11 protein-coding genes are annotated in these 14,886 nt (G+C 62.1%); 5 read left to right on the top strand and 6 right to left on the bottom strand.

The window, feature by feature from the left end:
- A partial coding sequence (locus ACMO6A_RS00155) for a flavocytochrome c (RefSeq protein ID WP_418470615.1) occupies positions 1–1,309 on the top strand: 1,309 nt, incomplete at its 5' end.
- Positions 1,310–1,480: 171 nt separating this feature from the next.
- Positions 1,481–2,887: a helix-turn-helix transcriptional regulator gene (locus tag ACMO6A_RS00150; protein WP_226844549.1), complete on the top strand. Its 1,407-nt coding sequence runs from the start codon at positions 1,481–1,483 to the stop codon at positions 2,885–2,887.
- 103 nt (positions 2,888–2,990) lie between these two features.
- Here the strand turns inward: ACMO6A_RS00150 and ACMO6A_RS00145 are convergent, their stop codons facing one another.
- The 5 genes from ACMO6A_RS00145 to ACMO6A_RS00125 all read right to left on the bottom strand — a co-directional run bounded on the left by ACMO6A_RS00145 (position 2,991) and on the right by ACMO6A_RS00125 (position 8,329).
- Positions 2,991–4,829, bottom strand: coding sequence for a UvrD-helicase domain-containing protein (locus ACMO6A_RS00145; RefSeq protein ID WP_021409701.1), 1,839 nt, complete (start codon positions 4,827–4,829; stop codon positions 2,991–2,993).
- Positions 4,830–5,047: 218 nt separating this feature from the next.
- Entirely contained in the window at positions 5,048–6,046 is a 999-nt protein-coding gene (locus ACMO6A_RS00140) for a 4Fe-4S binding protein (RefSeq protein ID WP_418470614.1), read from the bottom strand.
- A gap of 9 nt (positions 6,047–6,055) precedes the next feature.
- Entirely contained in the window at positions 6,056–6,697 is a 642-nt protein-coding gene (locus ACMO6A_RS00135) for a 4Fe-4S dicluster domain-containing protein (protein WP_114554781.1), read from the bottom strand.
- Between the two features lie 25 nt (positions 6,698–6,722).
- The gene (locus tag ACMO6A_RS00130; protein ID WP_114554780.1) at positions 6,723–7,433 is read right to left on the bottom strand and encodes a TorD/DmsD family molecular chaperone; all 711 of its coding nucleotides are present in this window, start codon (positions 7,431–7,433) and stop codon (positions 6,723–6,725) included.
- A 2-nt stretch (positions 7,434–7,435) separates the two neighbouring features.
- On the bottom strand, positions 7,436–8,329 hold the full coding sequence (locus tag ACMO6A_RS00125; RefSeq protein WP_418470613.1) for a hypothetical protein: 894 nt from the start codon (positions 8,327–8,329) through the stop codon (positions 7,436–7,438).
- Positions 8,330–8,570: 241 nt separating this feature from the next.
- Between ACMO6A_RS00125 and ACMO6A_RS00120 the strand changes: the two genes are divergently transcribed.
- Entirely contained in the window at positions 8,571–9,755 is a 1,185-nt protein-coding gene (locus tag ACMO6A_RS00120) for a 4Fe-4S binding protein (RefSeq protein WP_009608142.1), read from the top strand.
- A 233-nt stretch (positions 9,756–9,988) separates the two neighbouring features.
- Here the strand turns inward: ACMO6A_RS00120 and ACMO6A_RS00115 are convergent, their stop codons facing one another.
- Positions 9,989–10,918: a LysR family transcriptional regulator gene (locus ACMO6A_RS00115; protein ID WP_009306124.1), complete on the bottom strand. Its 930-nt coding sequence runs from the start codon at positions 10,916–10,918 to the stop codon at positions 9,989–9,991.
- A 312-nt stretch (positions 10,919–11,230) separates the two neighbouring features.
- Here ACMO6A_RS00115 and ACMO6A_RS00110 point away from each other — a divergent pair, with 312 nt between their 5' ends.
- Positions 11,231–14,119 carry a molybdopterin-containing oxidoreductase family protein gene (locus ACMO6A_RS00110; protein ID WP_009306125.1) on the top strand — a complete coding sequence of 963 codons (2,889 nt, stop codon included), beginning with the start codon at positions 11,231–11,233 and terminating at the stop codon, positions 14,117–14,119.
- Between the two features lie 3 nt (positions 14,120–14,122).
- Complete coding sequence (locus ACMO6A_RS00105; protein WP_009306126.1) at positions 14,123–14,752, top strand: 4Fe-4S dicluster domain-containing protein; 630 nt, start codon at positions 14,123–14,125, stop codon at positions 14,750–14,752.
- The last annotated feature ends 134 nt before the right edge of the window (positions 14,753–14,886 follow it).

Below are 14,886 nucleotides of genomic sequence, written 5' to 3'. Positions count from 1 at the left end.
GGCCGAGGCCGGCAAGAACGTCGTGCTGTTGGAGAAACTGGGCATCGTCGGCGGCGATACCATCCTGTCCGGCGGCGCCATGGCCGTGCCGAACAACTGGTTCCAGAAGCGGGACGGCATCGAGGACAGCGTGGAGAAGATGGCCGAGGACATGATCGTCGGCGGCGATCACGTGGGCGACCCCGACCTGGTCAACGTCATCTGCGAAGGCGCGTACGGCGCCATGGAGTGGCTCATCTTCAACGGAGGCGTGGCGTGGCAGCCCTACGAGCGCTTCTTCGGCGGCCACTCGGTCATCCGCTCGCTCATCCCCGAAGGCAACGAGGGAAGCGGCATCATCTGCAAGCTGGACAAGCGTGCCGAGGGTCTCAAGAACCTCAAGGTGTGCCGCAACACGAAGGCCGACGAGCTGGTGCAGGACGCCTCGGGCGCGGTCGTGGGACTGAAAGCCACGAACACGGCCACGGGCGAAACCTACGACTTCAAGGCGAAGGCCGTCATCCTCGCGGCCGGTGGCTTCGGCTCCAACGTCGAGATGCGCATGAAGTACAACCCCGAGATGGACGAGAAGATACTCTCCACCGACTCGGTGGGCGCGACGGGCGACTGCCACGTCATGGCCGAGAAGATCGGTGCGAACCTCATCGACATGCAGTACATCCAGACGTATCCCACCTGCGACACGCAGACGGGCGCCCTCTTGTACGTGGGCAACATGCGCCTGGAGAATCGAGCCATCTGCGTCAACAAGGAAGGCGACCGCTTCGTCGAGGAGATGGAACGCCGCGACGTCATCTCCAACGCCATCAAGGAGCAGACGGACGGCATCGGCTACATGATCTTCAGCCAGGACGGCCTCGACCACACCGACATCGCCACGGTGAACGCGGCCGAGATGGACGGCTTGTTCGGGCGCGGCCAGCTGGCGAAGGGCGAAACCATCGCCGAGGCGTGCGAACCTTTCGGCATCGATGCCGCTGAGCTGCAAAAGACCGTGGAGAAGTGGAACGGCTACTGTAAGGATGGCGCCGATCCCGACTTCAACTACCGCGCGGCGCTCAATCCCATCGAGGGCGGCCCTTACTACATCTTGGCGTACAAGCCGTCGGTGCACTACACCATGGGCGGCCTGCACATCAATACCGACGCGCAGGTGCTCGATAGCGACGGCGCGCCCATCCCCGGCCTGTTCGCGGCCGGCGAGCAGGCCGGCCATAAGATGGGTACGAACCGCCTGGGCTCTTGCTCCATCACCGACGTGTTCGTGTTCGGCCGCGTGGCCGGTGCGAACGCGGCGGCGCTCGCATAACGCTTGCCAGCCTTGACGTTCCTCCCTCTCCCAGAACCCGTTCGACGGCTTTGCGCGTCGGACGGGTTCGCCTTGTGCGAACGCGTTCCATCGGCTAGTATGTGCCGCATGCGCAGCAACGCTTCCATAGCGGACGATACGACGAAAAAGACCTCCCGGTCAGGCGGTGCCGTGCCGTTCCCCAAACCCAATCGCGCGATGCTGTTCGACAGTGCGGGGTTGGCCTGCTACATCGCTTGGAGCTTCGTGTTCTGGAACGGATCGGTGCTGTTCGGCGACCTGCGCCATGAGGCGCCCGTGGGCGAGGCGCAAATCGTGCAGGCGGCGCTGACGGCCTTGGCCGCGCTCGTGCTCGTGCTGCTCGCGCGCAGGACGGCTCCTCTTAGGCGACGCACCGTGCTGTTGGCGGTGTTCGCCGCCGTGTCGAGCTTGGCCATCGTAGTTGCCGCGCTTGCCGGTTTCGGGCGGGCGCCGATGGGCTGGATGCTGATCGCCTTCGCGCTGAGCGGCTTGGGAAGCACGCTGCGTCTCGGATGGGAAGAGCGCATGAGCGTGCAGGGCGTGGAGCGCACCGCCGTGTGCGCAGGGACGGCGTACTTGCTCGGATTCCTCTTGTTCGCCCTGATCTCGCTGTTGCCCGCCCTGTCGGTGCTCGCGGTCTCCGTGCTGCTGCCGTTCGGCGCGTTCGGGCTGCTCGAAATCGCGGTGCGGGGCGAACGGGAACGGGGCGCATCGGAGGTGCGGATGCTGCCCGCTTCTTTGGACGGCGACAGTCTGCGCGTATCGTTGTCGCGCGTTCCCTGGAAGCCGATGGCGGCTATTTCGCTCGCGTTCTTCGGCTACGGGGCGACGCGGGCGAACGGCGTGATCGGCGGTTTCGAGGTGTCTTCCGAGTTCCACGGCGCGCTGGCCGGCGTGCCTGCGCTTGCGTCGTTCGTCGCTATCCTGTTGGCGTACCTCTTTTATCGCAAGAACGCCATGTTGGCTTTCTACCTGGCGTTTCCTTTGATGGCTATGGCTTCGCTGCTCCCGGCATCGCTTGATCCTTTCGGGGGCGGCACTACGTTCAGCGTGGCGCTGGTGGGGGCGGAGCTGGTTAAGTACCTGGTATGGTTTCTGTTCATCGACTCCTTCTTCAAGGACGGCCTGTCGGCGCTGCTGTGCCTGGCGCTTATGCGATTCGCCCAATGGGGCGGCAGCTGTCTGGGCCAGATCGTGACCGATGTGCTGCCCACGTCCGAATCGGTGGCCATCGCCATCTTGCTGTCGCTTATGGCGGCGTTGCTGGTCATCATGGGATCGCCTCTGTCTCTCAAATCGCCTGCCGTCGTCGAAGAGGACGCGGTCGACGCCCTTGCCCTCCGCGTGAAGCGCGTGGCCGTGCAATGCGGCTTATCGCCGCGTGAGCAGGAGGTGTTGGCCATCTGGGCAACCGGCCACACGGGCGCCTATATCGAGAAACAGCTGTTCATCTCCAAGAACACCGTGAAGACCCACCTCAACCACATCTATGCGAAAACGAAGACCGCTAACCGGGAGGAGCTGTTGGAGCTGCTGGAGAGTGTGGACGCCGGATAGCTCGCCCCGACCGATCCTCGCTCGAAAAACACGCCTCGTTCGCTGAGGCGTGCTTTTCGAGATCGTCAAATCGGCGGGTCTGCGAAAGCCACCCCAGTCGCGGCTACTCCTGCGCTGCGATTTGCTCCAGGAATAGGCTGGGCTCTATAGTGCAGGTGCGGATACCGTTCTTGAGGCGGATGCGACTGATCTTGAGCTTCAGCTTGCCGGCGCTTTCGAGGTCGGTGGACGTGAAGTACGACAGCGCCACCGCGCGGCCGGCCTTTCCTGTGAGCGCGCGCACGCGTCGTTCGTCGACGGCGCGCATCTTCTCCTGGCGCTCGGGCGGGGTCACCGTGGCGTCGAAATAGTCGCGGGAGGGGATGAAACCGTTCACGAAGCCGGCGACGATCAGCAGGTCGGGCGAGAAGCCGCAGGCGAAGTCGTAGGGGACGACGGCTACCGCGTCGGCAACCTCCAGCGTGGGCGCGAGCAGGCGCTCGGCCATGCGCCGCGCCATCGCCGCAGCATCGGCATCGTAAAGGCTTTCCGGGTTTTCATCGGCTGCGTTGCCGTGCTCGAGGCAGAGCTCGCGCAGAACGGCGGGCGCTTGGGATTCCGCTCCGTCGGTGACGATGCGCGTCAGCTCGTCCAGCAGTGCCGTGCCCCGCAATCCTCGTACCTGCTCGATGAGCGCGCGACCGTCCTTGTAGGCGGTCGCCACGCGTTGCGCGCCCACTACGTGCTCGCAGTCGTTTTCGCTTAGCATCTCCAAAGCGTCCACGAGGCCGATACTGCGCTCCTTCGCGCAAGTCCGCAGTCTGGCGAAAGCCGCGCTGTTCACCAGGTAGTCGCCGAATCCACACCAGCACCGCCAAGCCGCGGTGTCGTCTGGGTTCGCCACGAGGTTGAGGGCCGTGGCGATGCGCGCAGGCGTGCAGCGGGCGTTGTCCCGCACGTCGCCGCGCAGGGGCTGCGAGATGGCGAGCGCTTCGGTTGGCACGCCTCGTGCGTGCAAAGCGGTTGCGATGTTGCGCGACCACACGCTGTTCGGTACGGCCACGACGATCTGCCGTGCGGGCGTTCCTGCGGCGACGGCTTCGGCCACCGTGCGCGCCACCTGTTCGAACTCGGCTTCGGGCGTGTCGCTTGCCAGAGCGACCCGTTCGACGGCATCGGGCGCGTCGGCATCCAGGTGCTCGCAAGCAGCATCGGGATGCGTTGCGAGGAATTCGTCGATTCCGGCGGCATAGGGGTACGAATCGTATGTCTCGATGCAGGTTTCCGCGTCGCCCGCCACGGTGATCGAGCAGGTTGCGACGAGATTCGCCAGCGTCTGCGAGGCACGGCTTGCGCAGGCGTAGTCGTCCATCAGCACGTGCGCGTAGGAATGCGCCGCCCGCGCTTCGTCGTGTTCTCGGAGGTAGCGTGCAGCAAGGTTCGCCGCTTCGGGTTCTATGACGGCGCGCATGAAGACCAGGTTCTCTTTCAACAGCGTATGGACATCGGCCTCCTCGCCCGGTAGCAGCCAATCGGGATCGTCGTCCGCCAGCTCGGTCCACGAGCGGTAGAAGAACTTGAGCATCTCGCGCAGCCGCTTCGGCCGCAGCCCGCTCACCTTCATGTCCTCCATGAGGAACGTCTCTTCGAAGGCGGTCAGTAGTCGCGGCTCGCGCCCCGACCAGCGGCGCGCGCCGTCGTCGGCCAGCACGTCGAGCGCTAAGGCGCGTGCGGTGGCGACGGTTGCGCCGGCAGCGCGCTTGGCACCGACGCGGGCTGTCAACCGCTCCGAGAACAGGCGTGCGGCCTGGGGCGTCGCGCACAGCACGAGCACGTTGCCCGCGGCGGCGTTTTCGGCCAGCAGCGCGGCAGCGCGCTCGACGAGACGTTGCGTTTTGCCGGTGCCGACGCCTCCGGTGACGAGCAGGGCCTCGGTCGATTCGCTTGTCGTTTCGTATGCCATGGGTTTTCGTCCTCCCACGTCGTGGTTGTCAGATGAAGGCCGGAAGCGGCATCCCTCTTTTCGCAGGGAGGGGGAGCGGGGATGTCGCTCCCGGGCAAAAGGCGGCTCGTCCCCCAAAGCCCTTGCCAAGCCGCCTTTTGCCCGGGGTCGGGCTCGGCCCGATTCCGGATGCGCGACCAGACCGCTGCAGCTGCGAGCCGGGTCGCGCAGGAGGGGCTTTACGGAACGGGGCGCGCATTCTCCGCGTCGATCTTCTCGGCGTTCGTTGGCACGGCGACAGGTTCTGCGGTAGACGGCGTTCGCCGCGGCAGCAGCGGCATGGTGATCGCGTTCGCAGGGCATGCGTCCACGCAGGCGCGGCACTTGGTGCACTCGCTCCATGCCGCCTGCGAAAGCTGCGGGTGGCGCGGGTCGATGCCCTCCTCGCAGACGCGGCCGCAGGCCCCGCACGCGCCGCCCTTCGCCGTTTCCAGGCACTTCGCATCGTCGATCGTGGGCACGAAGGTCTTGTTCGCCTTCGCGATCAGGCTCATGAACGCCGAAAGCGGGCACAGCTTATGGCACCACTTCTTGAACAGCAGCACCTCGGCGATAAGCAGCGCGGGCACCACGATGAGCGACCAGGTGACATCGCCGTGTGAGAACAGGTTGATGACCAGCAGGATGGTGGCGAACGTGAGTCCGATGGGGCAGACGAGGCAGAACACCGGGAATCCGAAGACGAAGGTGGACGCCAGCGCGCCGCCCAGCACGAAGTGGCGAGCATCGAGCGCGGCTCCGCGCTTGGAGGCGCAGGACGCGCATCCGCCGCCATCCTTCGACCCCTTCGAGCATGAAACGCCCAGCGCGTCGATCTCGACTTTCGTGAGCGGCGCCGCGGCAGGATCGGCAGCGTCGCCGCGTTCGACGGGTTGCTTCTTTGCGAACAAGCCGCGCAACTTCTGCACGAGCGGCACAGGGCACATCCACCCGCAGAACGCACGCGCAAACACGACGATGAGCAGCACCATCACGACCAGCGAGACCACGGCGCGCGGCACCATCATCTTGGAGGCGAGCATCGTTCCCAAGGCGCCCAGCGGGCATAGGATGGAGATATCCCAGATGCCCGGCGCCGACATGGTGCCGATCCCGACGTTCGTGACGAAGCCGACGGTGACGACGGCCACGATGGCCAGTGCGACGAGGGTGCGCAGCTTCTTGGAGTTCTTCTTCATGAGGACACCTTATCCTTCGACTTCTTCAAGCGGGTGAACGACGATAGCGCGCGCCGTGGCCCCTTCGGAGATGGAGCCGTTTTGCAGCGATACGCACACGCTCTCGCATGCGCCGCATCCGTTGCATTTGTCCTCGATTACGACGGGGCGGTTGTTCTCGTCAAGCTCCATGGCCTCGTAGGGGCAGGCATCGTAGCAGAACCGGCATCCGATCAGCTTATATGCCAGGCACCAGTCGGTGTTGATGACCGCCTTGCCGATGATGGTGTTCTCGGCTGTGGCCCCGTCGGGCAGCTTGAGCGCTTCGGTGGGGCAGGCGCTGACGCACAGCGGGGTGCCGCCGTGCTCGTCGGCGCACCAGTCGCACCAGTTGGCAGAGAAGTCGAACGTTGGCGTGCGCATGTTCAGCACGCCGTCTTCGAGGTGGGCGGGCGCGATGACGTTGCGCGGGCAGATCTCGTAGCACTTCTCGCAACGGATGCAGGCGGAGACGAGGCGCTCTTCGTCCTGTCCTCCCGGCGGGCGTACGATGGGCTGCGATCCTACGTACTTCAACCCGCCCAGGCCCAGCATGACCGCTGCGCCGCCTGCGCCCAAGCACAGCGTACGTCGCGTCATGCCGGCGTAGGTTTTATCCTGCTTGTTGTCCATTGCTCCTTCTTTCGGTCCCGCGCGGTTAGTCTTCGGCCAGCACGTCGTCAAGGAACGTCTGATCGGTTTGGAGGAATCCGTCCGTCAAGTACGCCAAGCCCCGGTAGAGGTCGGTTTGCGCGAAGCGCTTCATGTCGGAGGTCATCATGGGGGCCCATGCAGCCAGATGGTCTTCGAGGAAGTTCTTCTGCGTGGTCAGCAGCGCGACGGCCTCGTCTTCGTCGCCTTTGCGCAGCGCTTCGACCGTGCGCGTGGCCATGATCTGCTCGAACTCCAGCTCGAGTGCAATGTGATCCTCGCCCTCTTTCCATGTGTCCTGCTTGTCGAGGCCTGCGCTGCGGTAGATGGCCAGCACCTCGTCGCGTGCTTCCTGCATGAGCAGGCGCTTCTCGGAGGTGTACACCGATTCGAACGGGTAGGCGGCCGAGAACGCGTCGATGCCGTGTCCGATGAACACGCGCACGTAGTCGATGGCGAGGTCGGTGACGCTGTTGTCCCAGGTGTTGCTCAGGTACGTGGCCAGCAGGCGGTAGCCCTCGTCCACGTTCTCGTTGCCCGTCTTGGCGGGGAAGCGCATGCTGCGCAGCTCGTCGAGAAGGGGCTGGTCCACCTCCACGCGGTACAGGCGCGACAGCAGGCCGTACGTGGCGGCGCGCTGCTCGTTCAGTTTGATGAGCTCCTGCATGGTCGCTTCGTCGACGAGGGCTTCGGTTGCGGGTGCGGTTGCTTCGGTCATGGCTAGTCCTCCTTGGATGCGGCGGGAGCAGGGACTTCGGGGGTTTCGGGCTGGGCGGCGGCGGGTGCGCCCTCGTCTACGACGTCTGCCAGCATATCGAGGCCGGCGCGTCCGATATCGGTGATGCACCACGCCTTCCTCCAGGCCAGCGCGTCGCATTTCTCCAGCCGGTCGACGAAGTGGGGCGCGTAGAAGCGCGGCTTCTGCACCAGCGGGTCATGGTCGACCGCGTTGTTGATGGTGGGCGTCGTGGTGCCGCCGTCCGCCGCGCACAGGCGGAGGATGCGCTGGTAGATGGGGGCGTAGGCGGCGTCTTCGTCCAGGAGGGCGCGCAGGCGCTCGAGCGGCTTGTCGGCCTCAAGCGCCGCGCGGCCCGGCTCGGTGATGCGCCAGTAGATCTCGACGGGTTCGCGGGCTTCCAGGTATTCGACACCGTCGACAACGACGGTCTGCGGCTCGGCTTCGATGTTCTCCGCGGGTTCGCCCTCGGCCGTGACGCGCTCGATAGCGCCCGCCTTCTCCAGCAAGGAGCACAGGTTGGCTGCACTGTACACCGAGAAGTTGTTCTCCTGCAGCTCGTCGACGCGAGCGTTCACGGCGGATGCCGGCTGCGGCTCGGCGCAGGCGGCCAGGATGCCCAGCAGCACCGTGCGGCGCGGCGCCATGGCCTCCAACAAGTCGGCGATGCGCTCTTCAGCGGGCTTTTCGCAGATGGCGGGCGTGGCGGGTGCCATCGCGTCGTGAGCGAGCGCGTCTTCGGCGGCGCTCACCGTGGCGACGAACTCGTCGGCACGGCCTTCGACCTCGGTCGCATCGTCTTCGAAATCTTCAAGTGGATCGAACCCGTCGTAGTCGGGCTCAAGAGAAAGATGCTGGTTCGTGGAATCGTGAGTCATGTTCCGCCCCTCGTCAGACATTGTTTGCACTTACGGCGCACAGCACCGCGAAACCTCACCCCTGAGGTTCCCACTTTTGCAAACAATGTCCGCTTCGCACGCGATCAGCGTGCCGGCGGACTCCCCAAGGCCACATGATAGGGAGGCCTGTCGAAGGTGTCAAGCGCGTTTTTTCTCGCGTGAGACGGCGAAAGTGGTTATACTGTGCGGTGCAAGGGGGTAGACGAGAAAGGGTGAAGTCATGGCTCACGTGACGAATTTCCTCGGTCTGCTCGAACAACTTCAGAGCGCCGACATTACGGTTCATCAGGGTCGTTGCGCTATTGTGCGCAATCGCAACGCAACGTGCATGAAGTGCGCCGACGTGTGCACGAGCGGTTGCATCTCCTATGACGACAACGAGCTGGTCATCGAACCCGAGCGGTGCATCGGGTGCGGAACCTGCGCCACCGTGTGTCCCACCTGCGCGCTTGAAGCGCATCGTCCGAACGATGCCGAGCTTCTGCAAGCATGCCGCGCGGCGGCTGACGTGGCCGACGGACAGGTGGTTATCGCCTGCGATCAGCTGCTTGCCGCGGCCGACGGGTTGTACGACCCCGAGAAGGTGGTGGGCGTCACGTGCCTGGGGCGCGTGGAGGAGAGCCTGCTGGTCACGCTGGCGGCGTTGGGCGTGCGCCGCGTGAGCCTCGTGCAGGCGCGCTGCGCGCAATGCGAGCATGTCTCGGGTTTCGAGATGGCGCGGGTTGTGTGCGACACGGCAAGCGCGCTGCTTGCAACCTGGAACAACGATATGCGCATCGACCTGGCGGAAAAGCTTCCCTCATCCGTGCGCCGGGCGGGCGACGAGGGCTACGACGCGAGCCGTCGGAGCTTCTTCTCCAGCATGAAGGACGAGGCTAAGAACGTTGCGGCGGTGACGGCTGACTACGCCGTCAAGGACGCATTGGGTGTGGAGGAGCGGCGGGAGCCGAGGTTCGTGAAGGTGGGCAAGGACGGCACGCTGCCTCACTTCATTCCCGACCGCCGCGAACGTTTGCTGGCCGCGCTCGATTCGTTGGGGCAGCCGCAGGATGTGCTCATGGACACGCGCTTGTGGGGCCATGTGATCATCGATCCCGAGAAGTGCTCGTCGTGCCAGATGTGCGCCACGTTCTGCCCCACCGGGGCCATCGCGAAGTACGCGGGTGAGGACGGCTCGATCGGCGTGACGCATCGTCCGGTCGATTGCGTGAAGTGCCGCTGCTGCACCGACATCTGCCCGGAAGGCGCGCTCGAGCTGTCCGACGAAGTGTTCGCCGTCGATCTGCTGTCGGGCGCGCAGGAGCGCTATCCGATGAAGCCGCTCAAGAACCCGCCGGGCAACCCGCACCAGATCTGGCACTCCATGAAGGATCTGCTCAACTGCGACCAGGTGTACGAGCGCTAGGAGCGGGGCGTTGGGGTGGCGCACGGGAAGGGAAGGAGTCCTTTCCGCAAAATGTTTCACGCGAAACACCGGCCGTAAAAGAACGGATGTTTCACGTGAAACATCCGGATTCCACCCTCCCGACCTACCCCGGCCTCGAAGCCCCTTCGAGCGCGATTTGCCTCTCCAGACCCTTCTTGCAAACGACAGAACGCCCTCGAAGGAGACTTCGAGGGCGTCGTGGCAACCAGCGGCTACTGCTCGCTTTTGCGATCCTTACGCCGGTCGAGAAGAGTTTGGGCCTCTTCTGCCGCAGCGAAGAAATCGCGTAAGCGTTCTTCGTTTCTAGGATGGTAGACGGCGTATGCTACGAGGTTCTTGTCTTTTTCCTCGATCGGTATACCGGTGCGCTTTCCGGTTTCCAGCAGTAAGCCGATCTGCTTTTGCGTCTTTTTCCATATGAGGACGTTGCCTCTGAGCGGTGTGCTGAAGAACTCCACGTCGTTGCCTGCCGATACGGGCCTGGTCTTGGGCTCGAATCCGTAATCGATACATGCGGCTTCGATTTGATCCCAGGCAGGGTTCGTCTTGTCGCTCATGAATTTCACCAGCGTTTGCGTTTGCAGATCTTTCCACGAGATCGAGGTTCGGTTGGCAAGCGGATGGTCGTTTTCTACGATTGCGAGCAATTGAATCGACACGAACGGCCTACTGATCAATCCCTCTTGTTCGGCGTGACGGGGGTTGGTGTATCCGATGAACAAATCGATGGACTCTCTCGATAGCAACGTGAAGGGGTCGTCGATGTTGCGGTCGAAAACGATGTTCGCGTGATGATTTTCGCGGGCGATCATTGCCGTCATAGAAGCGAGGGAGGCTATGTCGGAGTCTTCCATGTGTCCGACCACGTGAATAGGGCGCTTCGCTTTGAGCTGTTCGAGCGTGTTTCTGGTCTTGTCGTATTCGTTCACGATGACCCCGGCGCTTTCGAACAAGATGCGTCCGCCTTCGGTTAGCTGAACTCCTTTTTTCCCTCGATCAAGCAGTTCTATTCCGAATTCTTTTTCAAGGGCGAGCATGTGCTTGCTCAATGCCGGTTGGGTGATGTTGAGGTTTCCGGCCGCCTCGGTGAAGTTCAGACATTGAGCGAGCTCGATGAATTCTCTGCAGGATTCGATGTTCATGATGACCCCCCCTCCGCCGAATGAAAACCCATTCGGCGATTGCATTGCGAGGTTCGATGCCCCCCCAGCATCGCTCGTCTTAAAAGCCATTGTAGCATCCTGGGTGATTTTGAGAGGTACACGCGCTTTCCTTAGGCCTGTTGGCATGGTCTTATAACGCATCGGAATGGGAGGGGCTTGAATCGGAATGCATGCGGGGCGATGTGTGCCGAAACGTTATTTCCCTATCTTCGAGTTGCTTTTCATACTGAAGGAAGATGCGATCTCCTTAATGGGGTCGTCGTGGGCAGGGTCGAAAATAAGGAGGAGGGTATGGGTAAACTGCATATGTCGCGACGGGATTTCGTCAAAGTCTCGGTCGTGACAGGCGCGGCGTTCGGCATCTCCGCGTTGGCTGAGCCGAGTTTGGCTGTTGCTGACGATGCCGTCGATAAGCCGGTGGGAGGTGACATCAAGCGTATCCGAACAGGGTGTCGCGGCTGCGGCAAAATGGAATGCGGCGTTATCGCCGTAGTGCAGAACGGGCGTGTCGTTCGGATGGAGGGCGACCCTACGGCGTTCCAGTCGATGGGGAACTGCTGCACCAAATCGCAAGCGGCCATTCAGGCGGCATACCATCCTGATCGTCTGCATTATCCTATGAAACGAACGAACGACAAGGAATCCGATGATCCCGGTTGGGTGCGTATTTCTTGGGATGAGGCCATGACCACGATCGTGTCGAAATTCGACGAGCTGCAAGCGCGCTACGGAGGCGAATCGCTGTTCGGCATGTGCGGCACGTCGCGCGTGTGGTGCATGTTCGGAGCGTCCAACGGCATGTACCTGTGGGATTCGCCGAACATCGTGCAGGCGTGGCAGATCTGCAAGGGCCCGCGCCATTTCGCCACTCTTATGTGCTCGAGCTTCGCCGACAGCTGGATGGAGACGGTTGCCCATCCTGATGTGTACGTGGCCTGGGGCGGTGCATCCGAGATGTCGAACTACGATGACAGCTGCCGCACCACTGTGGATGTGGCGACGCGCTCGACCACGCACATTTGCGTCGATCCGCGCGAAACGAACATGGGTAAAGAGGCGGACTTCCAGCTGCACCTGCGACCCGGTACCGATGGGGCGATGGCGTTGGCTTGGACGAACGTCATCATTGAAAACAATCTGTACGACGAGTTGTTCACGAAGAAGTGGACCAACGGTCCGTTTCTCGTGTGCGAAGACATGGAGCCGACCGGCTGGACCGAGGCTTCGCCCATTGTCATGACCCCATTCGAACTCAAGACGCATTTGCTGAAGGAATCGGATCTGCTGGAGGACGGAAGCCCAAAGCGTTTTATGGTTTGGGACAACCTTGCTGGGAGGCTGACCTATTTCGATTCCGAAACCGGTTTTTGGGAAGGTGAGGAATGGACGAAGCCGACGGCCGGGAAGGAAGCTTCGCAGGAGAATCTCGCGCCTGGCTTCCATCAAGGTTTTGTCATTGATCCTACTCCGTTCGACCCTGAAATAGATCCGGCGTTGTTTGGGGAATTCGAAGTGACGCTCAAAGACGGGTCGACGCATAAGGTGCAGCCGGTGTTTCAAAAGTACGCCGATCGCTGCGCGGAATACACTCCTGAAGTCGCTGAGGAAATCACCGGGGTTCCGGCCGATCAGATTCGTGCGGCGGCTATGGCTTACGGCACGCCCCTTCATCCGGAAAAGGGTTATGGCAATGGCGGTATTCAGTACATGCTGGCCACCGAGCATGCGAATACCGCCATCCAGAATGTGCGCGCGCTTGATTATCTGACGGCCATCACGGGAAATTACGATACGCCGGGCGGTCAGCGTGCGTCAACGCGCGCTCCCATCGAGGGCGGTCAGATGGGTTTTGCCAACAACGGTTCGGGCATGCCCATGCTTTCGCCGGGGCAGATGGAGAAGATCTTAGGTCGCGATGAGATTCCGCTGCTGTATTGGTGGGGCATGTGGGCCGATGCTGCGGCTACGTGGAATGCGGTGCTCACCGGAGAACCGTATCCGGTCGTTGGCGCGTTCAATTCGTCGGGGAACTTCATGAACCAGTGCAACACCACCACGACATGGGAGGCTCTCAAGAAGCTCGATTTTTATGTGGAATGCAACCTGTGGCACACTCCTGGCGGTGGTTTGTGCGACATCGTTTTGCCTGCCGCTCATTTCTTGGAGTTGTCCAGTCCGCGTTCATCCCAGGGCGCTTCGGGCGCTATGGGCGCGACGGTCAAATGCATCGACCCGCCTGGTGAAGCGAAGTTCGACGGCGAGATCATTCGCATGTTGTACGAATACAAAGGCCTCCCCTATAACGTTATTCCTGGTTATCCTGAATATCCTAGCGTCGAGGAAATGCTGGACATGTCGGTGGCGGGTTTCGAGCCGAAGGGATGGAAGGTATTCGAGCAGCGTTTCCAGGAACATGGCTGGTGGGATTGCAAGGAAACTGAACCGGAATTGTGGGGAACGTATCGCCGCTACGAAACCGGTGCGAATCGCGCTCGCAATGCGGGTGGGTTCGTAGGTTCTCAAGGTGATTGGCTTCCCGGGTTCTACACTCCGACAAAGAAGATCGAAATATGGTCTACGGTCATGGAGTCGTTCCATCCCGATGGCGAGTGGAATCTTCCCACGTATCGCGAACCACCGCACAGTCCTGTGAGCGATCCTGACATGTACAAAGAATACCCGCTGATCATCACTACGGGACGCCGCATTCCCGTGTACTTCCATTCCGAGCACCGGCAGCTGCCGTGGTGTCGCGAGCAATGGCCGGTGCCGCGCGTGGAAATCAATCCAGACGATGCCGCCACGTATGGCATAGAACAGGGAGATTGGGTTTGGATTGAGACGCCATATGGGAAGATTCGCGAGGTTGCCGATTTGTACTACGGGATCCGTCCCGGCACTATCAATTGCGAGCATCAGTGGTGGTTCCCGGAATTCAAGCAATCGGGATCGGGCCACGAGCTATGCGCGGTCAACCACTTGATAGACAACTGGGCGCGCGATCCGCATTGCGGCGCGTCTAACCTGCGTGCGTACCTCGGCAAGATATACAAGGCAACGCCCGAGAACTCCCCGTTCGGCAATCCGGTGCCTTGCGACCACAACGGCGTTGAGATCATCCACGATGCTTCCGATCCTCGTCTCAAAGAATGGCTGCCGACGTACGAAGGGAGGGAGTAGGCCATGACCCAGTATGCTATTGTCACCGACTTGAATCGGTGCGTCGGGTGCTTGGCATGCGCTGTCGCATGCAAAGCCGTGAACGATGTGCCCATTGGCAGTTTTTGGAACAAGGTTTTACGCATCGGGCCGAATGCTTCTATACAAGGTGCGCAGGATGCGGATTCTTATCTTTACTTCCTGCCCGTGCAGTGCCAGCACTGCGCCGACCCCGAGTGCGTGAAGGTGTGCCCGACGGGCGCCTCGCACAAGCTTGAGGACGGCACGGTGCAGGTTGACAAGTCCAAGTGCATCGGCTGCCAGTTCTGCGCGATGGCTTGTCCCTACAACGTTCGTTACTTGAACGAGCAGGAGCGCGTGGTTGAGAAGTGCACCCTTTGCGAGCAGAAGATCGCCCAGGGCGAGCTGCCGCAATGCGTCAGCCAATGCGGTGGCATGGCGCGCTTCTTCGGTGATTTGGATAAGGGCATCGAATCGTTCGAAGGTGCGGAAAACGGAACCGAGCGCATTGTTCTCGGGGAGTTCTGCAAGCCCTTCACGGATGAAGACGTGCACGTGCTGCCTAATGTGGGAAACAATCCGTCGGTGCGCTATATCCTGCGTGACCATGAATGGCAAGGAGGCGGTGAATAATGGAGCTCCAGTGGCCTTTGATCGTGTTCACCACGCTGGTGGCGTGGAGCGCGGGGCTGTTCGGGACGCAGGCGCTGATGGCCGCGTTCGGCGTCGGGAAGAAGGCGCAGGTCCCGGCCTGGATCGCGAGCGCC

Source organism: Eggerthella sp. (assembly GCF_048329335.1).
Classification (GTDB): domain Bacteria; phylum Actinomycetota; class Coriobacteriia; order Coriobacteriales; family Eggerthellaceae; genus Eggerthella; species Eggerthella lenta.
The sequence above is the reverse complement of the archived record's forward strand: the minus strand, read 5'-3'. Positions and strand labels throughout refer to the sequence as shown.